Origin of the sequence: Flavobacterium terrigena (assembly GCF_900108955.1) — a bacterium.
GTDB classification, from domain to species: domain Bacteria; phylum Bacteroidota; class Bacteroidia; order Flavobacteriales; family Flavobacteriaceae; genus Flavobacterium; species Flavobacterium terrigena.
The window spans coordinates 192,419-213,134 of record NZ_FNYA01000003.1; the positions used below are offsets into that span (position 1 = coordinate 192,419).

20 protein-coding genes are annotated in these 20,716 nt (G+C 31.9%); 11 read left to right on the top strand and 9 right to left on the bottom strand.

Translation table 11 applies throughout. The features are described from left to right. Positions 1 to 46: 46 nt before the first annotated feature. The 4 genes from BMX42_RS07395 to BMX42_RS07410 all read left to right on the top strand — a co-directional run bounded on the left by BMX42_RS07395 (position 47) and on the right by BMX42_RS07410 (position 2,861). Entirely contained in the window at positions 47 to 1,285 is a 1,239-nt protein-coding gene (locus tag BMX42_RS07395; protein WP_091311424.1) for a pyridoxal-dependent decarboxylase, read from the top strand. Continuing rightward, positions 1,278 to 1,853, top strand: coding sequence for a 5-formyltetrahydrofolate cyclo-ligase (locus BMX42_RS07400; protein ID WP_091311430.1), 576 nt, complete (start codon positions 1,278 to 1,280; stop codon positions 1,851 to 1,853). Before BMX42_RS07395 ends, BMX42_RS07400 begins: the two co-directional genes overlap by 8 nt. Before the next feature lie 65 nt (positions 1,854 to 1,918). Then, complete coding sequence (locus tag BMX42_RS07405; RefSeq protein ID WP_091311436.1) at positions 1,919 to 2,335, top strand: hypothetical protein; 417 nt, start codon at positions 1,919 to 1,921, stop codon at positions 2,333 to 2,335. A gap of 76 nt (positions 2,336 to 2,411) precedes the next feature. Continuing rightward, positions 2,412 to 2,861 carry a septal ring lytic transglycosylase RlpA family protein gene (locus BMX42_RS07410; protein WP_245748271.1) on the top strand — a complete coding sequence of 150 codons (450 nt, stop codon included), beginning with the start codon at positions 2,412 to 2,414 and terminating at the stop codon, positions 2,859 to 2,861. A gap of 12 nt (positions 2,862 to 2,873) precedes the next feature. On the opposite strand, the gene BMX42_RS07415 is transcribed toward BMX42_RS07410, so the two are convergent. Then, positions 2,874 to 3,341 (bottom strand): CYTH domain-containing protein, encoded by a 468-nt coding sequence (locus tag BMX42_RS07415; protein WP_091311781.1) that lies wholly within the window; start codon positions 3,339 to 3,341, stop codon positions 2,874 to 2,876. Positions 3,342 to 3,432: 91 nt separating this feature from the next. On the opposite strand from BMX42_RS07415, the gene dinB reads away from it, so the two are divergent. The 5 genes from dinB (at position 3,433) to BMX42_RS07435 (ending at position 11,452) form a co-directional block, all read left to right on the top strand. After that, entirely contained in the window at positions 3,433 to 4,509 is a 1,077-nt protein-coding gene (gene dinB / locus BMX42_RS07420) for a DNA polymerase IV (protein ID WP_091311446.1), read from the top strand. 44 nt (positions 4,510 to 4,553) lie between these two features. Continuing rightward, the gene (locus tag BMX42_RS07425) at positions 4,554 to 4,781 is read left to right on the top strand and encodes an addiction module protein (RefSeq protein WP_091311516.1); all 228 of its coding nucleotides are present in this window, start codon (positions 4,554 to 4,556) and stop codon (positions 4,779 to 4,781) included. Then, positions 4,781 to 4,957, top strand: coding sequence for a hypothetical protein (locus tag BMX42_RS14520; protein WP_177169139.1), 177 nt, complete (start codon positions 4,781 to 4,783; stop codon positions 4,955 to 4,957). The genes BMX42_RS07425 and BMX42_RS14520 overlap by 1 nt, the downstream gene beginning before the upstream one ends. 289 nt (positions 4,958 to 5,246) lie before the next feature. Beyond that, positions 5,247 to 7,043 carry a translation elongation factor 4 gene (gene lepA / locus BMX42_RS07430; RefSeq protein ID WP_091311520.1) on the top strand — a complete coding sequence of 599 codons (1,797 nt, stop codon included), beginning with the start codon at positions 5,247 to 5,249 and terminating at the stop codon, positions 7,041 to 7,043. 122 nt (positions 7,044 to 7,165) lie between these two features. Continuing rightward, positions 7,166 to 11,452, top strand: a complete 4,287-nt coding sequence (locus BMX42_RS07435; RefSeq protein ID WP_177169140.1) for a T9SS type B sorting domain-containing protein — start codon at positions 7,166 to 7,168, stop codon at positions 11,450 to 11,452. A 70-nt stretch (positions 11,453 to 11,522) separates the two neighbouring features. Here the strand turns inward: BMX42_RS07435 and BMX42_RS07440 are convergent, their stop codons facing one another. The 7 genes from BMX42_RS07440 to BMX42_RS07470 form a co-directional block, all read right to left on the bottom strand. Further along, a complete protein-coding gene (locus tag BMX42_RS07440) occupies positions 11,523 to 11,927 on the bottom strand; it encodes a response regulator (protein ID WP_091311527.1) in 405 nt (134 codons plus the stop codon). After that, complete coding sequence (locus tag BMX42_RS07445) at positions 11,917 to 13,224, bottom strand: sensor histidine kinase (RefSeq protein WP_177169141.1); 1,308 nt, start codon at positions 13,222 to 13,224, stop codon at positions 11,917 to 11,919. The genes BMX42_RS07440 and BMX42_RS07445 overlap by 11 nt, the downstream gene beginning before the upstream one ends. Before the next feature lie 385 nt (positions 13,225 to 13,609). Continuing rightward, positions 13,610 to 15,040, bottom strand: a complete 1,431-nt coding sequence (gene pyk, locus BMX42_RS07450) for a pyruvate kinase (RefSeq protein WP_091311535.1) — start codon at positions 15,038 to 15,040, stop codon at positions 13,610 to 13,612. 2 nt (positions 15,041 to 15,042) lie between these two features. Then, complete coding sequence (locus tag BMX42_RS07455) at positions 15,043 to 15,534, bottom strand: IPExxxVDY family protein (protein WP_143055614.1); 492 nt, start codon at positions 15,532 to 15,534, stop codon at positions 15,043 to 15,045. Positions 15,535 to 15,624: 90 nt separating this feature from the next. After that, complete coding sequence (gene rnc / locus BMX42_RS07460; protein WP_091311543.1) at positions 15,625 to 16,371, bottom strand: ribonuclease III; 747 nt, start codon at positions 16,369 to 16,371, stop codon at positions 15,625 to 15,627. 3 nt (positions 16,372 to 16,374) lie between these two features. Then, a complete protein-coding gene (gene fabF / locus BMX42_RS07465) occupies positions 16,375 to 17,628 on the bottom strand; it encodes a beta-ketoacyl-ACP synthase II (protein ID WP_091311547.1) in 1,254 nt (417 codons plus the stop codon). A 194-nt stretch (positions 17,629 to 17,822) separates the two neighbouring features. After that, the gene (locus BMX42_RS07470; RefSeq protein ID WP_007137004.1) at positions 17,823 to 18,059 is read right to left on the bottom strand and encodes an acyl carrier protein; all 237 of its coding nucleotides are present in this window, start codon (positions 18,057 to 18,059) and stop codon (positions 17,823 to 17,825) included. 246 nt (positions 18,060 to 18,305) lie between these two features. Here BMX42_RS07470 and purN point away from each other — a divergent pair, with 246 nt between their 5' ends. Both purN and rnhA read left to right on the top strand, forming a co-directional pair. Continuing rightward, positions 18,306 to 18,863, top strand: a complete 558-nt coding sequence (gene purN / locus BMX42_RS07475; RefSeq protein WP_091311551.1) for a phosphoribosylglycinamide formyltransferase — start codon at positions 18,306 to 18,308, stop codon at positions 18,861 to 18,863. 6 nt (positions 18,864 to 18,869) lie between these two features. Continuing rightward, on the top strand, positions 18,870 to 19,349 hold the full coding sequence (gene rnhA / locus BMX42_RS07480) for a ribonuclease HI (RefSeq protein ID WP_091311554.1): 480 nt from the start codon (positions 18,870 to 18,872) through the stop codon (positions 19,347 to 19,349). Between the two features lie 97 nt (positions 19,350 to 19,446). On the opposite strand, the gene thiL is transcribed toward rnhA, so the two are convergent. Beyond that, a complete protein-coding gene (gene thiL, locus BMX42_RS07485) occupies positions 19,447 to 20,496 on the bottom strand; it encodes a thiamine-phosphate kinase (RefSeq protein WP_091311557.1) in 1,050 nt (349 codons plus the stop codon). Positions 20,497 to 20,716 lie beyond the last annotated feature (220 nt).

The following is a 20,716-nucleotide window of genomic DNA, read 5'->3' on the forward strand; positions in this document are numbered from 1 at the left end:
ATTTTATTTCAGAATTGCCACCTAGATTTGCTTAAAAAATTTAGGTATGCACTATTGGAAAAAATTGACTCCGCAACAAAGACAAGATAGAATTGATGAAGCCTTGGTTCAAAATGTGAATTTTGCTACAGATACTTCTTTAGGATTTCCTGCTTCCCGTTTAGACAGTAAAGTATTTTATGAAGAAGCTCCTTTTTTGAGAGATGCGCCAACCATGAGAGCTTATGTTGCCAATCCAAATAACATTGGTTGTCATACTTTCGGGATTTCGGAAAATGCTTTTTATGGCACACAAGAAATTGAACGAGAAGTTTTAAATGTTTTAGCAGTTGATGTTTTTAAATTTCAACCCAATGAATTTGATGGTTATATTTCTCCAGGCGGAACTGAAGCTAACATTCAGGCAATTTGGGTGTTTCGAAATTATTTTTTCAATAAATTTAAGGCGAATCTGCACGAAATTGCCATTTTAGCTAGCGAAGACACGCATTATTCTATTCCAAAAGCATCGAATTTATTACAAATTGATTGGATTTCTATTCCTGTTGATTTTAATTCGAGAGCCATTCAAAAAGACAAACTAGAATCTTTAATTGTAGAAGCTAAAAATAAAGGCGTAAAGTATTTTATAGCCATTTCAAATTTAGGAACAACCATGTTTGGTTCAGTAGATAATCCAAATGAATATATTGAAGTTTTAGAGCAACATCAATTAGAATATAAACTACATATTGATGGTGCTTACGGCGGTTTTGTATATCCATTCAGTAATGAAAAATCCGATATTAATTTCACTAATCCAAAAATCAGTTCCATTACCATTGATGCACACAAAATGCTACAAGCACCTTACGGAACTGGCGTTTTTATTTGTAGAAAAGGCTTAATTGAAAATGTGTTAACCAAAGAGGCTGAATATGTTGAAGGCATGGATTTAACTTTATGTGGAAGTCGTTCTGGCGCTAATGCCGTAGCAGTTTGGATGATTTTATTTACCTACGGACCTTATGCTTGGTTCGAAAAAATTAGTGTTTTAATGATGCGAACACAGTTTTTAACTAAAGAATTAGACGCATTAGAAATTGCCTATTACAATTGTCCGTTCATGAATATTGTGACGATTAAAGCAGAATTTGTTCCAGAAAAAATCGCTCATAAATATGGTTTAGTACCACAACAACACAATGAAAACAACAAATGGTATAAAATTGTGTTGATGGATCATGTAGAAATCGAACATTTAACTAACTTTATAGACGAAATGAAAGCGTCTAAAAATGAATAAAAAAGAATTAAGAAAAAAGTATAAAGAATTACGACAAAATTTATCGGAAGAAAATATTGAAGAATTGTCTTTGCAAATTGCCAATCAACTTATTCGTTTGGATATTTGGGAATATAATTTCTATCATCTTTTTTTACCAATTGAAATTCAGAAAGAAGTCAACACCGAATATATTTTACAAGTTTTAGCCGGAAAAGATAAAAACATCGTGATTTCTAAATCTGATTTCGAAAGCAGAGAATTGACACATTTTTTATTGACCGATAGCACAAAAATCAGTAAAAATGAATATGGAATTCCAGAACCTATCGAAACAGAAATAAGCGGAATCGAAATCAATTCAAAAAAAATAGATGTGGTTTTTGTGCCGCTTTTAGCTTTTGACGAAAAAGGACACCGAGTAGGTTACGGAAAAGGTTTTTACGACAAATTTTTATCGGAATGCAAGCCAGAAATCTTAAAAATTGGCTTGTCTTTTTTCGAATCTGAAAACCTAATTTCAGATGTTTTAGCAACTGATATTCAGTTAGATTTATGTGTTACACCATCGAAAGTTTACAATTTTTAATGTTAAAGTAAACGGCAATTACATATATTTTCTTACATTTGATTTTCTAACTAAAAAACTAAACTATGATTCAATCTATTCATTCTACGTTAGCTTATGCTGTTTTAGCAGTATTAGTAATTGCAGTAATAAATGCTTTTTTAGGACTTTCATCTAAAAGAAATTTCACAAAAAACGACAGAAGTTTGTCTTTAGTGGTGTTGATTTTAAGTCACATTCAACTAGTTGTTGGTTTGGTTTTATGGGTAACTTCTCCATTAGGAAAAGACGCTTTGAGTCAAATGAGTAATGCAGCTTTACGATTAACTGCCGTAGAACATCCTTTAATAAATATTATTGCAATTGTATTAATTACTATAGGTTGGAGTAAACATAAAAAAGAAGAAAGTAGCAACGGAAAATTCAAAAAAATTGGAATTTTTTACGCTTTAGGTTTACTATTATTCTTGTCAAGAATTCCTTGGTCGAATTGGATGGCATAATTTTTGCCAAACCAATAAAAAAATAAAAAGAAGTAAGTGGGAATTTGCTTCTTTTTTAATCTTATACCAAATGAAGATGAAGAAATTTATATACTTATTACCGCTTTTGGTTGTGCTTTTTTTTCAGAAGGAAAATTTAAAAATGACACCTTCAAAAGAAAAACAAAAAACAAAAGTTGTCGATACCATTAAAAATGACACCTTAAAAGCAGCTGAAAAATTAGAAATGTATCATAAAGGAGCACACGCCTCTTATTATGCTAATAAATTTAACGGCAGAAGAACCGCAAGTGGTGCTCGATTTAACAATAACGACATGACATGCGCTCACCGAAAATTACCTTTCGGAACCAAACTAAAAGTTACAGGTGTTAAAACTAAAAAAGTGGTTTATGTTACGGTCACAGATCGTGGGCCATTCGTAAAAACAAAACATATCGATTTATCTAGAAAAGCTTTTATGGCTGTCGCACCAAAATCTTACGGCGGACATATAGAAGTAGATTTAGAAATTGTGAAGAAATAAAAAAAAAGCCTTTTACCAAGTAGTAAAAGGCTTTTTGCTTAAATACGCATTATAATATTTTTCATCATTGGTCACTTCTTCGGCTAGCCAATTTGGTTTTTCAAAAAATTCATTTGCATCCGAAAGTTCTATTTCTGCCATCACTAAACCTTTGTTTTCGCCTTCAAAAATATCCACTTCAAATGTGTGATTTCCTTTTGGAATTAAATAGCGAGTTTTATCAATTACGCCTGTTTCGCATAAATTTAGTAAGGCTTCGGCTTCCTGCAAATCAATTTCTTTTTCCCATTCAAAACGCGTGGTTCCAGTTTCATCACCTTTTCCTTTAATGGTAATAAATCCTTTATCGTCTTTGATTCGAATTCTGACTGTTCGTTCTGGTGCCGAATTCAAATAACCTTGAGCGATTTTTTGAGCTTGAGTAGCTTCCGCGATAAAGTCTAACGAATGCACTAAAAATTTGCGTTCAATTTCTTGCATAATTTTCAAAATATTAAGAATCAAAATAACGAAAAAAATTAAAATAAATATCTGTTTTGATTGATTAAAATTTCTGTAATTTGTATTCACTATGGAAACCTTACAACGAAAAATAATTCACATTGATATGGATGCCTTTTACGCATCTGTAGAGCAATTGGACAATCCTGATTTAAAAGGAAAACCAATTGCTGTGGGTGGAAATGAAGTTCGTGGTGTGGTGAGTGCTGCCAGTTATGAAGCACGAAAATTTGGAGTCAGAAGTGCGATGAGTGGAGCACAAGCAGCTCGTTTATGTGCTGATCTAATTTTTGTGAAACCCAATTTTAAACGTTATACAGAAGTTTCAAAACAAATTCGAAAAATATTTCATGAGTATACCGATTTGGTAGAACCACTTTCGTTAGATGAAGCGTATTTAGATGTTACGGAAAATAAAAAAGGAAATCCGAGTGCGACATTAATTGCGAAAGAAATTCGTCAAAAAATATTTGAAGTAACAGGTTTAACCGCTTCGGCTGGAATTTCCATAAATAAATTTGTAGCGAAAATTGCGAGTGATTTCAACAAACCAAACGGACAAAAAACGGTCAATCCGGATGAGGTGGAAGCATTTATTGAAGTTTTAGATGTGAAAAAATTCTACGGAATTGGTAAAGTCACGGCCGAAAAAATGTATCAATTAGGTATTTATACAGGAACAGATTTAAAAACCAAATCGTTAGAATACCTAGAAAAACATTTCGGGAACAGCGGAAAATCATACTATAATTTATCTCGAGGCATTAGTTTTAGTCAAGTCAAACCGAATCGAGAAATGAAATCTGTTGGTGCGGAACGCACCTTTAATAAAAATTTGTCTTCCGAAATTTACATGGAAGAACGCTTAAAAAACATCGCAGAAGAAATTGAACGTCGTATCAAAAAACACAAAATAGCGGGAAAAACGGTTACGTTAAAAATAAAATATTCCGATTTCTCACAACAAACTCGAAGTAAAACTTTACAATATTTTATTTCCGATAAAGGTTTGATTTTCGAAACCGCAAAAGAATTATTGTATCAAGAAAAATTGAAAGATTCCGTACGATTATTAGGCATTTCCTTAAACAATTTAAACACGCATCAGAAAAAATTTGTGGTTTATCAATTGAAGTTTGAGTTTTAAATTATTGATAAATTTCGTATATTTGTTTTCAGATTTTTAAAATTATGGATAGTTTACAATTAAATATTAATTTAAGTTTTCAGCAGTTATTAGAAGTTGTAAAACAATTATCTCCAGCTGAAAAATTACAACTTAATGATGCCATTTGGGATGAAGCATCTGAAATTCCTGTGGAACATCAAAAAATAGTTTTAGAAAGAAAACAAAAATCCAAAGTAGATCCTTCAAGAATGTTAGATTGGGAAGCTGCCTTAAAAAAGTTAAAATCTTGATGCAGAAATTTTCAATTAAAATTGATGTTGAAGCACTTGAAGATATTCAAAAAACTACCGATTGGTATAATTCAGTTAAAAATGGATTAGGAGTCAAATTTCAAAAACAAGTTATTTCTCAAATTTCAAAGTTAATAAAAACCCATACTTATTCACTATTAAGTATGAAAATGTGAGATGTTTTTTAATTTCAAAATTTCCTTTTTTAGTGCATTATAGTCTTGATGAAGAAAACTTTGTAATTGAAATTTCTGCGATTTTTCATACAAGTCGAAATCCTCAAATTTGGTTAGAAAGAAAGAAAAAATAATTTCACTTCATTGGCAAAAATAAATACATAATTTAGTTTAATTTCCTTTACCTTTGCAGATTATAACGTAAGTAAAAGAACATTTTAAATTTGAAAATAAGGTTTGTTGAAGAACGAATTTTGAGTTTTGAGTTTTGAATTTTGAAAGAGAACAAATGAAACACATTAGAAATTTTTGCATTATTGCACATATTGATCACGGGAAAAGCACATTAGCCGATAGACTTTTAGGCGCAACACAAACTGTAACTGCCAGAGAAGAAAAAGCACAATTATTGGATAATATGGATTTGGAGCGCGAACGTGGAATTACCATTAAAAGTCATGCGATTCAAATGGAATATACATACCAAGGTCAAGAATATATTTTAAACTTAATTGACACTCCAGGACACGTAGATTTTTCTTATGAAGTTTCTCGTAGTATTGCCGCTTGTGAAGGAGCGTTACTAATTGTGGATGCTGCTCAAAGTATTCAAGCACAAACGATTTCAAATTTATATTTGGCTTTAGATAACGATTTGGAAATTATTCCAGTTTTAAATAAAGTCGATTTACCTTCTGCCAATCCGGAAGAAGTTTCAGACGATATTATCGATTTATTAGGTTGTAAATTAGAAGACATTATTCACGCTTCTGGTAAAACAGGTTTTGGTGTGGAAAATATTTTAGCAGCCATTATTGAAAAAATTCCTCATCCAAAAGGAAATAAAGACGAACCCTTACAAGCCTTAATTTTCGATTCGCACTACAATCCTTTTAGAGGAATTGAAGTAATTTTCCGTGTGGTAAACGGTGAAATTAGAAAAGGTCAGAAGATTAAATTCATGGCAACTGGTAAAGAATATTTTGCCGATGAAGTTGGGACATTAAAATTAAATCAAGTTCCAAAAAATGTCATTTCAACAGGAGATGTTGGCTATTTAATTTCTGGTATTAAAGAAGCAAAAGAAGTAAAAGTTGGAGATACCGTTACAGACGCGAAAGAACCAACAACCAATATGATTACAGGTTTCGAAGACGTAAAACCAATGGTATTCGCTGGAATTTATCCAGTTGATACAGAAGATTACGAAGATTTACGTTCTTCAATGGAAAAATTACAATTGAACGATGCGTCGTTAGTGTTTTTACCAGAAAGTTCTGCCGCTTTAGGTTTTGGTTTCCGATGTGGATTCTTAGGAATGTTACACATGGAAATTATCCAAGAACGTTTAGAGCGTGAGTTCGATATGACAGTTATCACAACAGTTCCTAACGTTTCGTACTTGGCTTACACGAAAAAAGAACCAGAAGTTGGTTTCGTAATTAACAATCCTTCAGACTTACCTGAACCAAGTAAATTAGACCGAGTAGAAGAACCATATATTAAAGCAACTATCATTACAAAAGCAGATTATGTAGGAAACGTAATGAGTTTATGTATTGAAAAACGTGGTTTAATTACCAATCAAACGTATTTAACTACGGAAAGAGTAGAATTAAATTTCGATATGCCTTTGGCGGAAATTGTATTCGATTTTTATGACCGATTAAAAACGGTTTCTAAAGGATATGCTTCTTTCGATTATCATCCAATTGGAATGAGAACATCTAAATTAGTTCGTTTAGATGTGTTATTAAATGCGACTTCAGTTGATGCACTTTCAGCATTAATTCACGAAGATAACGCGTATAACATCGGTAAAAAAATGTGTGAAAAACTGCGTGAGTTAATCCCACGTCAGCAATTTGATATTCCTATTCAGGCGGCAATTGGTGCTAAAATCATTGCTCGTGAAACCATAAAAGCACTTCGTAAAGATGTAACCGCTAAATGTTATGGAGGAGATATTTCTCGTAAACGTAAACTTTTAGAAAAACAGAAAAAAGGTAAAAAACGTATGCGACAAGTAGGAAATGTTGAAATCCCTCAAGAAGCATTTATGGCCGTTTTAAAACTAAACGATTAAGAAATAAACAAACATTTATTTAACATGATTCGTATAAAAATTTATTTTTTTACGAATCATTGTCATCTAAAATGGATTTTATTAAATTTATAAAGAATAAGCATCTTACCCAAGAAATGATTATGAAAAGGATACTATACATTTTGTTGCTGTTTTCGGTAACTTCATTTTCGCAGACCATTACAGTTGATAATACAACTAATTCTCCAGCAGATTTAGTGAATTTATTATTACAAAATTCTTGTGTTGAAGTTTCAAACATTTCAATTTCTTCTAATCAATCGGTTGGTTATTTCAATAGAAATGGTTCAAGTTTTCCAATCAATGAGGGTATTATTTTAAGAAGTGGAAACATTTTAGACACGCAAGGTCTGTATACAGGTTCAAATATGGGATCAACTACTACTGGTGGTGGAACAGATGCCTTTTTGCAAAACTTAAGTAATACAAGTAGTGGCACTACAGCTCCATTAACAGACTTGTCATTTTTACAATTTGATTTTACACCTATTTCATCTTCTTTTAATTTCGATTTTTTATTTGCTTCAAATGATTATGGGCAATTTCAATGTTTATCAAACGATATTTTTGCTATTGAATTGACAGATTTGCTTACAAATACAACTACAAATATTGCTGTTATTCCTTCAACAAGTAACCCAATATCTATAAAATATATTAAAAACGCTAGTTATAATAATACGTGTAGTTCAACCAATCCTGAATTATTTTCAGTTTATAATGTTACTAATCCTGCTGCCTCGACTTTAAATATGCGAGGTCATTCAGTTGTTTTGAACGCTTCGGGAACTACAATTCCAAATAACCCATACCGTTTAAAAATGGTAATTGCAGACTACATAAATTTTAATTATGATTCTGCCGTATTCATTTCACGTGGAAGTTTTGCAAATGCAGTCAATTTAGGTCCAGACCAAATAATTTGTTCGGGTGACACAGCTGTTTTGGAAGTACTATTAGACAATACTTACAATTACCAATGGTTTCAAGATGGCAATCCAGTTGGTGGAAACACTTCTACTTTTACAGTAAATGGTCCAGGAACTTATACAGTTGAAATCACTAAAGGTTCTTGTTTTTTAACGGATACTATTGTTTTTAATGACTTACCAGTTTCTAACCCTATACATTTGCAAACTTGTAATACGGGAGCAGCTAGTTATACTTTCGATTTAACAACTAACAACGAAGCACAATTAGGAATTGACGATGCTACTTATAATTTGTTTTACTATACTTCAATGGCAGATGTTGTTGCAAATAATTCAATAGCCGTTCCTACAAGTTTTTCAACTCCTGCTGGACAAACTATTTTTGTGAAAATTTTTAATACTATTACGAATCAATTTTGTGACGCAGTTTATCAATTTGATTTGTTGATTAATGCAACAGTAAATGCTACACAACCCATAGATGTTGAACTTTGTGAAACTCCAGGAAGTACTTTTTATTTGTTATCAAATTTAAACGCAGAAGTTTTAAGTGGTCAATCAGGTTATACGGTTTTGTATTATAATTTACAAGCCGATGCAGTGGCTGGAAATGGAGCTACAATTACACAAGTTGATATTCCAAATGGGGCAACAACGGTTACGGTTTGGATTAGAATGCAAGACAGTGCCAATTCAGCTTGTTTTGATGTTACAAGTGTAAATATTATTGTAAATCCGTTACCACCAGTTGATGAATTAGCAGATGTTGTGGAATGTAGTAGTTATGTTTTACCTCCACTAGTCAACGGTAATTATTTTACAGGTCCAAACGGATCAGGTACGCCATTATTTGCTGGTGATATTATTGATGAAGGTACAACTTATTATATTTATAACGGACTAGATGCTAATGGTTGTTTTAATGAATCAACTTTTAATGCAACATTTATCGATGAATATGAATTAAACTTAGATAATTGTGGTTCATTTACAATTCCAGGGCCGCCATATAACATTGGTGCTTTTTATACCGCAGCTGGTGGACCAACAGGATCTGGAACATTAATTCCACAAGGAACAATTTTCACAAACACAACTGCATCAACAATTGTACAAACCGTTTTTTATTATGCTGAAGTAAATAACGTGTTTTGTAGAGATCAACAGTTTGATATCAATATTCATCCGGTTCCATTAGTAGACGATCCTGCTGATGTGATTGCTTGTGACTCTTATATTTTGCCTTCTTTAACAAATGGTTCTTATAATACTTCATCAGATGGGACTGGTATTACATTGAATCCTGGAGATGTAATAAGTGTAATTAATCCAAATTTCCCTAGAACTTACTATGTTGTTAATTCTATAGCTCACACTAATAGTGATGGCACTTCAGGATCATGTTCTGATTTTAATGGTTTTGTAGTTAATCTTGTTGATACTACTCAGTTCACTACTGTTTCAGGTTGTGAAAGTTATACGTTACCAGCAATAACTTTTGGAGGATATTATACTGCTCCAATGGGTGGAGGAACTCCAATTACAAATTTTACTATTACTACATCTCAAATTGTTTATTATTTTGCTAATACTACGTTATTACCAAACTGTACAGATAATTTAAATTATGATATTACCATTAATCCATTACCAAATGTAGACACTTTGCCAGGTGGTACATTTTGTGGTGAATACATTTTGCCGCCACTGACTAACGGAAATTATTATACTTTATCAGGTGGACCAAATGTAATTGGACAAATCGCATTAAATGCGAATCAAATAATAGATTTAACAGGTGATAATTTAGCGCCAGGAACATATTATATTTATAATCAGGCAACCTATAACAATCCAAGCGGAATATCAACTTGTTCTAATGAAACTAGTTTCACAATAAACATCACTCCTTTTCCAGGTTTAGAACAATATATAAATACAATTGAGTGTTCTCCATACACGATACCTGCTCCAACTGTAGGGCAAGTTTATACCGAACCAAACGGTCCGAATGGAATAGGAACAATTGTTAATCCAAGTACAACTTACAATTCAACACAAACATTTTATTTGTATTATGTTGACCCAACAACAGGTTGTAAGATTGATAAAAAATTCACAAAAATTTTTAAAGGAATCAATTTGCCGATTATAGCAGATATTAAAGCTTGTGACACATTTACTTTAGATACTTTAATTCCAGATCCACTTACACATTTGCCTCCAGAGCCTGAAATTAATTATACAATTGAATATCATTTAGATACTCCAAACGGACCTGTTGTTTTACCTAGTTTTGTTTTTGATATTACAAACGCTATAACTCCAAGAACAATTTGGTTAACCGCTGTAAACTCTGATGGATATTTGATAAATTGCCCAGAAGTTAGATCTTTCACTATAACTGTTTCGGAAACACCAGTAATTACTCCAATCGTTTTTCCTGCTGAAAGTTGCGGGACTTATGTGTTGCCAACATTACCAACTGTAGGTTATACTATTGGCTATTTTTCACAACCAAATGGAGTAGGACCAATTACGAATTTAAATATTATAAACAATACAGGTGCGCCTGGAAATCCACCAGCAGAATCTTTAGATTTTACTTATTACGTGTATGCAATGGCTACAAATAATCCTGATTGTCATGACGAACAAGCTTTTTCTTTTACGGTTCATCCTTTGTTAGATTTGACTTTACAAGGCGGAATTATTTGTGTAGATCCTATAACGAATACTGCAATTGATACTCATACTATTCATACTGGATTAAATCCTGCACTGTTCAATGTAAACTGGTATTTAAATGGAACCTTAATGGGAACAGGAGTAAGTTATACGGCATCTCAAGCGGGAGTTTATGACGTTGAATTTGTAAAATTAACTCCAGATGTTGGTACAGATTGTAATTATAGAGATACAACAGTTACGATAATTGCATCGAGTCCAGCTATAGCAAGTTTTACAGTGAGTCAAGAGTTTGATACAGATAACACTTTTATTACAGTTAATATTTCTGCTGGAAGTTTAGGTAATTATTTATTCCAATTGGAATATCCAGATGGAACTACAAGTGCTTTTCAAGCGAGTAATGTATTTAACAATTTAGAACCAGGTGAATATTTTGTCAATATTTATGATACGTTAGGAAATTGTTCTCCAACTCAAGTTGGACCGATTTACATCATAAATTATCCAAATTATTTTACTCCAAATGGCGATGGTGTCCACGATACCTGGAATATTCTCGATTTAGAGAAACAACCAAATAGTGTCATTTCTATTTTTGATAGATATGGAAAACTATTAAAGCAAATCACTCCGGCTGGAATAGGTTGGGACGGAAAATACAATGGAAAAGACATGCCGTCTTCAGATTATTGGTTCACAGTTGAGTATATATCGCAGAGCAATCAAAAAGGTATTTTCAAATCGCATTTTAGTTTGAAGAGATAACAAATAAAAATCCCAAATTCAGTAAGTGAATTTGGGATTTTTTTGTTTCATAATATTTACATTTATCAAATTAAAAATAATCTATAATACTTATTATTTCTTTAAACTGACTTAACGATAGCGGTTTACTAAACAACTTTTTTACATAGCAATTTTCATTAGCCCTTTTTAAATCGTTTGGGTCTAATGAAGAAGATAGCATAAAAATTTGTGTTTTCTTTTTTAAATCCTCTGGGAGAGCATCATATTTTGCAAGAAATTCGAAGCCATCCATTTGAGGCATTTTTATATCTAGTAAAATGATTAATTGATCTTTACTAGTATAGTTAAATTTATAGAGCCAATCCATTCCTTCTTTTCCATCACTAACTACATTAAATTGAAAATCATCAAAAGTGTTTTTTAGCAATTTTGTTGTAATAAGTTGGTCAATTAAATTGTCCTCTATAAGTAAAAAGGCAGCATTAGTTTCCATGATAATTAGGTAAAGTAATAGTAAAAATAGTTCCTTCTTTAATTCGAGAACTAGCAGAAATAGTTCCGCCAAGCACTTGAACAGCTTCCATCGTAATATAAAGTCCTAATCCAGAACCAATATTATGATTCGTTCCAAAAAACATTTCAAAAATTCGAGGTAAAATTTCTTCGTTAATTCCGAGTCCATTGTCCTTTATCTCAATTTTGAATACATCATTTTCTTTATAAATTTTTATTTCAATTTTTTTCACCGATTTTTCGGGATCACCATATTTAATAGCGTTGGATATCAAGTTGCTAAAAATTATTTTTAATCGCAAAGGATCGCTATGTATTTCGTCAATTTCTAAATTTTTCTCAATTTTAATGGTTTTTATTTTATCATTATGGTTGTATTGTTGTACAATATCGTCAATCAATTGATGTAAGTTTACCGGTTCTAAAGTTTTTCCTACTCTTTTATTACGAGAGTAATCAATAATGTCCATAATAAACTGATCTTGTTTAGAAATGGTTTGATCCATAAGTTCAAAATAGTATTTAATTTGTTCTAAATCTTCTTCTTCTTTTGCAATTTGTACGAGTCCTTTCAGTGAAGTTAATGGCGAACGTAAATCGTGTGATGTACTGTAAACAAACCTATCTAATTCTTTATTGGCAAGTATAAGATTTTCATTTTTTAATTCTATTACTTTGGTTGATTCCAATAATTTTTTCATCATCATAGAAAAGTAGATGCCCACACAACTAATGATAATCAGAATAAAAAAAATATTAGCAAAAATCAGATAGCTTTTCATTTTCCATGAAGCGTGTACTATCGCATCTGTAAAATTTCTTTCAAGAATGGTGAATTTTTCACCAATAATTTCAATTTTTTGTAATAAACTATTTTTCTCTACTTCTGCTAAAGTATTCGAAACCATTTTTTTATGAACTTCATTTCCAAGCAGTGTTAATTCGTCGGTAAGAATATTTGCTTCGCCCCATATCTTAAAAATAATGGAAAACATTGAAATGTTTCCAAACTTTTTATAAAGCCATATGATATCATCAAGATCTTCATCTTTATTCCTACCAGCCCTTAGACCCACTTTAACCTTTTCATCATCAGGATTACTGTGTAATGTATTTAGAGCAAGTTTGTCTCCCTTATTTATTTCAATTTCTCTTAAATAGGAATCCCAATATTTAGCATTTTTGGTGTGTACATAGGTTGTAAGATAATATACAGCATCTTTTTGGGCTTTGGAATATTGCGATTCACCAGTTACATACGCTCTATTAGCTGACAAAATTCTAATAGTAGAATAATTTAAAAAAATAAGTGAAGCACAAGACAAGAAAATAATACCAAAAAGAAAGTATACGCTCGGATATTTTATTTTGTTAGTTTTTTTTTCATTCATATTTATATGATAAAATTTCGTTTTTTATCATTGAACAGATGGAATTACCTTTTTAAACACAGTTATTTTTAGTTTGTACTAAACAAATTGTTTTGGGTAATTCTGTAAAAAAATACTAGTGGGGTTTTTAAGAACTCTAATTTACTACTTTTCAATCAAATAGCCAATTAAAAAGGGATTAAAATTATGTTATCAATTTTAATTTTAATAAAAAATCCCAAATTCAAAGAGTTGAATTTGGGATTTTTATATTTTTTAGAAACAGTAAGCTTTACTCTATATCAGAAATTCTCAACGTATTCACCATTCCTTTGTTGGCAATTGGCATAGAAGCCAAGTTAATTACCATATCACCTTTTTTAACGTAATTCATTTCTTTACAGATTTTATTGATGTCATCAATTGTGTCATCTGTACTGGTGAATTTATCGTAAAAGAAAGCTCTCACACCCCAAAGTAAATTCAGTTGCGTTAAAATCCTTTCGTTTGAGGTAAATACTAAAATATGTGCGTGTGGACGCCATGCCGAAATTTGAAAAGCTGTGTAACCACTATTTGTTAATGTTGTAACCGCTTTAGCATTGATACTATCTGCCATTGAAGCCGCATGATAACAAATTGATTTTGTAATATAACGAGCATTCTTTTTCGTTGGTGGAATATGAGGCACATTAATAAGCGGAGAATCTTCTACACTTTCAATAATGCTTGTCATCGTTTCAATAACTTGAACAGGATAATTACCTACTGAAGTTTCTCCAGAAAGCATAACCGCATCGGCGCCATCCATAACCGAGTTGGCTACATCATTTACTTCTGCTCTAGTTGGTGTTAAACTCGTAATCATCGTTTCCATCATTTGAGTGGCAACGATTACTGGAATACGCGCTAATTTCGCTTTTAAAATTAGTTTTTTCTGAATTAAAGGCACTTCTTGCGCTGGAACTTCCACTCCTAAATCGCCACGAGCTACCATTAATCCATCACAAGCAATTACAATTTCGTCAATATTTTCAACCGCTTCTGGTTTTTCAATTTTGGCTACAATTGGAATTTTATGTTCTGAATGTTTTTCAATTAAATCTTGTAAATCTTTGATGTCTTCTTTAGTTCTCACAAAAGAAAGTGCCATCCAATCGACCTTGTTTTCACAAGCGAAAATCGCATCTTTAACATCTTTCGTAGTTAAAGCTGGTAATGAAACTTTTGTATTAGGTAAGTTTACACCTTTTTTAGATTTCAAAGGTCCGCCTTGAATGACTTTACAAACAACTTCATCAATTCTGTTTGTTTCAATAGCTTCAAACATAAGCTTTCCATCATCTAATAAAATTCTTTCACCCGGATTTACATCTTTTGGAAATTCTTTGTAGTTCATGTACACGCGTTCTGCTGTTCCAGGAACATCGTCTGAAGTTTGAAACGTAATAATATCTCCAGGATTTACTACAACATCTTCTTTCATGACACCCACACGCAATTTTGGCCCTTGTAAATCGGCTAAAATAGAGGTAGTGTATCCAAATTCTTTGTTTAATCCTCTAATGATGTCAATTTTTTCTTTGACATCTGTATAATCTGCATGTGAAAAGTTAATTCTGAAAACATTAACTCCAGCGTCAATCATTTTTTTGATTACTTCTTTTGTACTACAAGCTGGCCCTAATGTGGCAACAATTTTTGTTTTTTTATTTGTATGCATTTTTAAAAAATTAAATTGTTTATCGATTTTAAATTATCTGTATCTACTTTATAAACGGTAGAAATATTTTGTATTGTACTTATGTTTTGTATTATTTCGTCACTTTTGAAACCAGGCTCTACATTATCTATTTTTAGTAAATAATCGGCCATTTTTAATTCGGGAATCAAATTCATAGTGATGCTGTCTTCTTCAAAAAAACCTACATTTTGTTTGTTCGAATTAAAATTGGTTTGATTTTTTATCAGTTCCCAAGTGATATCATGTTTTAAATCGTCATAACTAAACCTAGAAAATTTTCCAGTTCCATCATTTGATTTAATGGTTATTTCGTTATCATTTCTGGCTAACAAAACATTCAATTTTAAATTTATTAAAAAGGTTAATTTAAAATCTTTTAAATTAGTATGAATCGCAATTAGCTCAAAATCATTTGATTCAAAATCGTCTAATGTAAGTTTCAGATTTGCCATTCCGTTTTTTAATAATTGCAAAGATAGGTTTAAAAAGTAGTATACAGTTGTAAAATAGGTTTCTAAACCATTAAATTTTTAATTCAAACGTTATCGTTGATAAAAAATTTATTATTTGTTTTCAATTCTATCTTGTAATGCAAAAAAGGCTCTTTTGGCAGCAGTTTCTTCGGCTTTTTTCTTAGAAGTTGCTCTGGCCTTGCTAATCACTTCATTGTCCATTAATAATTTGATACCAAAGTGTTTTACACCTTCTTTACCATCATCTTCAAAAACCTCAAATTTAAAATTGATTTTTTCTTTCTGACACCATTCGATAATTAAACTTTTATAGCTGATGACTTTACCCTCTAATCGTTCAATATCCACATATGGTTTGATGATTTTTTCGTGAATGAACTTTTCACAATATGGAAAACCTTTGTCTAAATAAATAGCTCCGATAAATGCTTCGCATAAATTACCGTGAATATTATCGCCAAAATGAGAAGGATTGACTTTACTTTCAATGAATTGCACCAAATTGAAATCGCGACCCAATTCATTTAAATGCTCTCTACTTACAATTTTAGAACGCATTTTGGTTAAATAACCTTCATCTCCAGTTGGTACTTTTTTGTACAAATGTGCAGCTATTACACTACCTAACATGGCATCGCCTAAAAATTCTAAACGCTCATAACTAATCGGATAACCGTTTTCATCTGTTTTGTTGGATGAACGATGTGTGAATGCGTGTTTGTAATAGATTTCAGAAGTCGGTTTGAAACCTAAGATTTTGGTTAGTTGTCCAAAAAAAACCCCGTCTTGATTAGAAGATGGGGATTTTTTCAATATTTTTTTAAAAATTCTGCGCATGAATTATTCTTCTATTTTTTTGAAAAGCACACAAGCATTGTGTCCACCAAATCCGAAAGTATTACTCATTGCTACTTTAATGTCTCTTTTTTGAGGAACATTTAAAGTTAAATTTAATGATGGGTCGATGTTTTCATCAACCGTTGTGTGGTTAATTGTTGGAGGAACGATACCGTGTTTCATAGCTAAAATAGAAGCAATCGCTTCAATAGCACCAGCAGCTCCTAACAAGTGACCAGTCATTGATTTTGTAGAATTAATATTAATGTTTTTCGCGTGAGCACCAAAAACGTGACTAATTGCTTTTAATTCGGCAACATCACCTAATGGCGTTGAAGTTCCGTGTGTGTTAATGTGATCTACATCTTCTGGTTTCATACCGGCATCACGTAATGTGTTTTCCATTACTGCAATTACTCCAATTCCTTCTGGATGCGGAGCCGTTAAGTGGTACGCATCAGATGACATTCCACCGCCACCAACTTCACAATATATTTTAGCACCACGTGCTTTTGCGTGTTCGTATTCCTCAAAAACTAAGGCGCCAGCACCTTCTCCTAAAACAAATCCATCTCTGTTTGCATCAAATGGTCTTGAAGCAGTTTCAGGTGAATCGTTTCTTGTTGATAAAGCTTGCATTGAGTTAAATCCACCCATTCCTGCAATTGTTACAGCTGCTTCAGAACCACCAGATACAATCACATCACACATTCCTAAACGAATGTAGTTGAAAGCGTCAATCATAGCATTTGCTGAAGATGCACAAGCAGAAACAGTAGTATAGTTTGGACCCATAAAGCCATTTCTCATAGAAATATGAGCTGGAGCTATATCGGCAATCATTTTAGGAATAAAGAAAGGATTGAAACGAGGCGTTCCGTCACCTTTAGCATAACTTAATACTTCTTCTTGGAAAGTTTCTAAACCACCAATTCCAGCACCCCAAATTACACCAACTCTTTGTTTGTTTACGTTTGAATCTAAAATTCCAGAATCTGTAATAGCTTGCTCTCCGGCTACAATAGCATATTGAGCAAATTTATCCATACGTCTTGCTTCTTTTCTATCGATAAATTCTTCGATATTGAAGTTTTTGACTTCACAAGCAAATTTTGTTTTATGTTTTTCAGTGTCATAATAAGTAATTGGAGCCGCACCGCTTTTTCCGCTAATTAAGGCATCCCAATATTCTTGAATGTTGTTTCCAATTGGAGTTAAAGCTCCAAGTCCTGTAACTACTACACGTTTTAGTTGCATAAATTTTTTTTTAGTGATATAGAAAAACCCAATGTATCATATTATAAATATAAACATTGGGTATTACATAAATGTCTTATGTTGAATGATTGTAATACAATCAATGTTTTTACAAATCTAAACAAAGATTTTTAAAAACAGAAACAAAAATAACAACATCCGTATAAAAATAACTTTATACGGATGAATGGTTATTATTTCTTAGCTTCTTCGATGTAAGAAATTGCTTGACCTACAGTAGCAATGTTTTCAGCTTGGTCGTCTGGAATTTGAATATCAAATTCTTTTTCGAATTCCATAATAAGCTCTACAGTGTCTAATGAATCAGCACCTAAATCGTTAGTGAAGCTTGCTTCTGTTACTACTTCGTTTTCGTCAACACCTAATTTGTCCACGATAATCGCTTTTACTCTTGATGCAATGTCTGACATAATTTTCAATTTTTAATTTATTTGTTGGCAAAAATAAAAAACTTTATTTTAAAACAACATTTTTGTTAGTAAATATAACTACGAATTTATAAAAAAAACTTTCAATAGCCTAATTCTCTATCCTTTTCCTTTAAAAAATATTTTTATTTCTTTCGATTTTAGTGTCTAAACCTAAAGGAATTTATACTTTTGTGTGAAATTTAGACGATTTATTGTTGTAATAAGTTGAAAAAAAAGAGATTTAACATGAAAAAGATTGTACTTTTTGCTTCGGGTAATGGTTCAAATGCCGAAAATATTATGGCACATTTTGAGAAATTGGGTCAAGGAACTGTAGTCGGCTTGTTCACAAACAATTCACATGCCAAAGTAATTGAAAGAGCAAAAAAATATAATGTTCCAACTTATGTTTTCAACAAAACGGAGCTTTCTGACGATACGGTTTTAAACAACTTGCAAGAATTACAACCTGATTTAATTGTTTTGGCTGGTTTCTTATTGAAATTCCCCGTTCATATTATAAATGAGTTTCCGAATAAAGTCATTAATATTCATCCAGCATTGTTGCCAAATTATGGTGGAAAAGGAATGTATGGCATGCATGTGCACAACGCCGTTTTAGAAAATAAAGAAAAAGAAACGGGAATTACCGTTCATTATGTCAACGAACATTTTGATGAAGGCGAATTTATTTTTCAAGCCAATGTAAATATTGAAAATTGTTCGTCAGCGGAAGAAATCGCACAAAAAATTCACGAATTGGAAATGGAGCATTTCCCGAAAGTGATTCAAAATTTAATATAAGTAAAAATGTCATACCAAGTTCACATATACACAGATGGCGCTGCCAAAGGAAATCCCGGTCCAGGTGGTTATGGTGTGGTGATGGAAATGGTAGGCACACCTTATAAAAAAGAATTTTTTGAAGGATTTAGACATACCACAAATAACCGAATGGAATTATTAGCGGTAATTGTAGGTTTGGAAAAATTGAAAGCACCTAAAACGTCAGTACTAGTGGTTTCGGATTCTAAATATGTGGTGGATTCGGTAGAAAAAGGTTGGGTTTTTGGTTGGGAGAAAAAATATTTCAAAGACAAAAAAAATCCCGATTTATGGATGCGATTTCTAAAAATTTACCGACAACATAATGTGAGATTTATGTGGATTAAAGGACACAACAATCATCCTCAAAACGAACGTTGCGATGAATTAGCCGTTATGGCATCGCAACAAGAAAAACTAAATATTGATACTTTTTACGAAACGGAAGAACAAAAGTTGATGTAATTATATAAAAAGACCTGATAGATTTCTAAAATCCTTCAGGTCTTTTTTTAGATACTGAAACAATCCCGAAGTTTCAGGACAGTATGACAATATTGTCTTATTCTTCCATTAAACTATTCCATCCTCTAGCTTTTAATTCAATTTTTGTGTTAGCACGAGTTACTAAATGCATGCCTTCACTTTCGGCAACCATATGACCAATAATAGTGAAGTTTGGATTGTGTTTTATTTTTTCGAAATCTTCCATTTTAATGGTGAAAAGTAATTCGTAATCTTCACCACCGTTTAAAGCGATTGTAGTAATATCTACATTAAATTCTTCGCACACATTAATTAATTGTGGATCAACCGGAATTTTTTCCTCGTATAAATTACAACCTAATTTGTTTTGCTTACAAATGTGCATTACTTCAGACGATAAACCGTCCGAAATATCAATCATAGCTGTAGGTTTAATTTCTAATTTTTCTAATAATTCTTTCACGTCATTTCTAGCTTCTGGCTTTAGTTGACGTTCAATCAAATACGTATAATCGTCTAAAATAGGTTGGTTGTTCGGGTTGACTTGAAATACTTGTTTTTCTCTTTCTAAAACTTGTAAACCCATGTATGCTGCACCTAAATCGCCAGAAACCACTAATAAATCGGTTTGTGCAGCGCCACTTCTATAAGCGATTTCATCTAAATTCGCTTCGCCAATGGCAGTTATACTAATAATTAATCCTTTTTGAGAAGAAGTCGTATCGCCACCAATTACATCTACATTATAGGCATTGGCTGCTAAAGTAATTCCAGCAAAAAGTTCTTCCATAGCTTCTAATGGAAAACGGTTAGAAACAGCAACAGAAACGGTAACTTGAGTTGGCACCGCATTCATCGCACAAATATCAGAAACATTCGCCACGATAGCTTTGTATCCTAAGTGTTTCAAAGGCATGTAGCTTAAATCGAAATGCACACCTTCAATTAATAAATCTGTTGAAACGATTACTTTTTTATCTTTAAAATCTAAAACAGCGGCATCGTCACCAATACTTTTAAGGGTGCTTTCTTGATTAATTTTGAAATGTTTGGTTAAATGCTCAATTAATCCGAATTCGCCTAAGCTGGCAATGCTGGTTGTTTTCTGATCTTTATTTTCTAACATGGAATTTTATTTTTTGCAAAGATATAGCTTTTATACACAACTAAAAACGTATAATTTTTTAATACAAGCTTCCTTCATGTTAACATTTATATAATCTTATTTCTAATTTCTATTAATATTGAGCATTTAGATTTGCAATTGAAAAAGAACAAATAATTGGTTTAAAATATGATTACAAGATTAGATAAGGATAAAAAATATTTTTGGTGGATGATGTTTT

Excerpts from the sequence above, each read along its gene's own strand:
- BMX42_RS07395 (WP_091311424.1), top strand. The coding sequence starts at position 47 with ATGCACTATTGGAAAAAATTGACTCCGCAACAAAGACAAGATAGAATT.
- BMX42_RS07400 (WP_091311430.1), top strand. The coding sequence starts at position 1,278 with ATGAATAAAAAAGAATTAAGAAAAAAGTATAAAGAATTACGACAAAAT.
- BMX42_RS07405 (WP_091311436.1), top strand. The coding sequence starts at position 1,919 with ATGATTCAATCTATTCATTCTACGTTAGCTTATGCTGTTTTAGCAGTA.
- BMX42_RS07410 (WP_245748271.1), top strand. The coding sequence starts at position 2,412 with ATGAAGAAATTTATATACTTATTACCGCTTTTGGTTGTGCTTTTTTTT.
- BMX42_RS07415 (WP_091311781.1), bottom strand. The coding sequence starts at position 3,341 with ATGCAAGAAATTGAACGCAAATTTTTAGTGCATTCGTTAGACTTTATC.
- dinB (WP_091311446.1), top strand. The coding sequence starts at position 3,433 with ATGGAAACCTTACAACGAAAAATAATTCACATTGATATGGATGCCTTT.
- BMX42_RS07425 (WP_091311516.1), top strand. The coding sequence starts at position 4,554 with ATGGATAGTTTACAATTAAATATTAATTTAAGTTTTCAGCAGTTATTA.
- BMX42_RS14520 (WP_177169139.1), top strand. The coding sequence starts at position 4,781 with ATGCAGAAATTTTCAATTAAAATTGATGTTGAAGCACTTGAAGATATT.
- lepA (WP_091311520.1), top strand. The coding sequence starts at position 5,247 with ATGAAACACATTAGAAATTTTTGCATTATTGCACATATTGATCACGGG.
- BMX42_RS07435 (WP_177169140.1), top strand. The coding sequence starts at position 7,166 with ATGAAAAGGATACTATACATTTTGTTGCTGTTTTCGGTAACTTCATTT.
- BMX42_RS07440 (WP_091311527.1), bottom strand. The coding sequence starts at position 11,927 with ATGGAAACTAATGCTGCCTTTTTACTTATAGAGGACAATTTAATTGAC.
- pyk (WP_091311535.1), bottom strand. The coding sequence starts at position 15,040 with ATGCATACAAATAAAAAAACAAAAATTGTTGCCACATTAGGGCCAGCT.
- rnc (WP_091311543.1), bottom strand. The coding sequence starts at position 16,371 with ATGCGCAGAATTTTTAAAAAAATATTGAAAAAATCCCCATCTTCTAAT.
- fabF (WP_091311547.1), bottom strand. The coding sequence starts at position 17,628 with ATGCAACTAAAACGTGTAGTAGTTACAGGACTTGGAGCTTTAACTCCA.
- BMX42_RS07470 (WP_007137004.1), bottom strand. The coding sequence starts at position 18,059 with ATGTCAGACATTGCATCAAGAGTAAAAGCGATTATCGTGGACAAATTA.
- purN (WP_091311551.1), top strand. The coding sequence starts at position 18,306 with ATGAAAAAGATTGTACTTTTTGCTTCGGGTAATGGTTCAAATGCCGAA.
- rnhA (WP_091311554.1), top strand. The coding sequence starts at position 18,870 with ATGTCATACCAAGTTCACATATACACAGATGGCGCTGCCAAAGGAAAT.
- thiL (WP_091311557.1), bottom strand. The coding sequence starts at position 20,496 with ATGTTAGAAAATAAAGATCAGAAAACAACCAGCATTGCCAGCTTAGGC.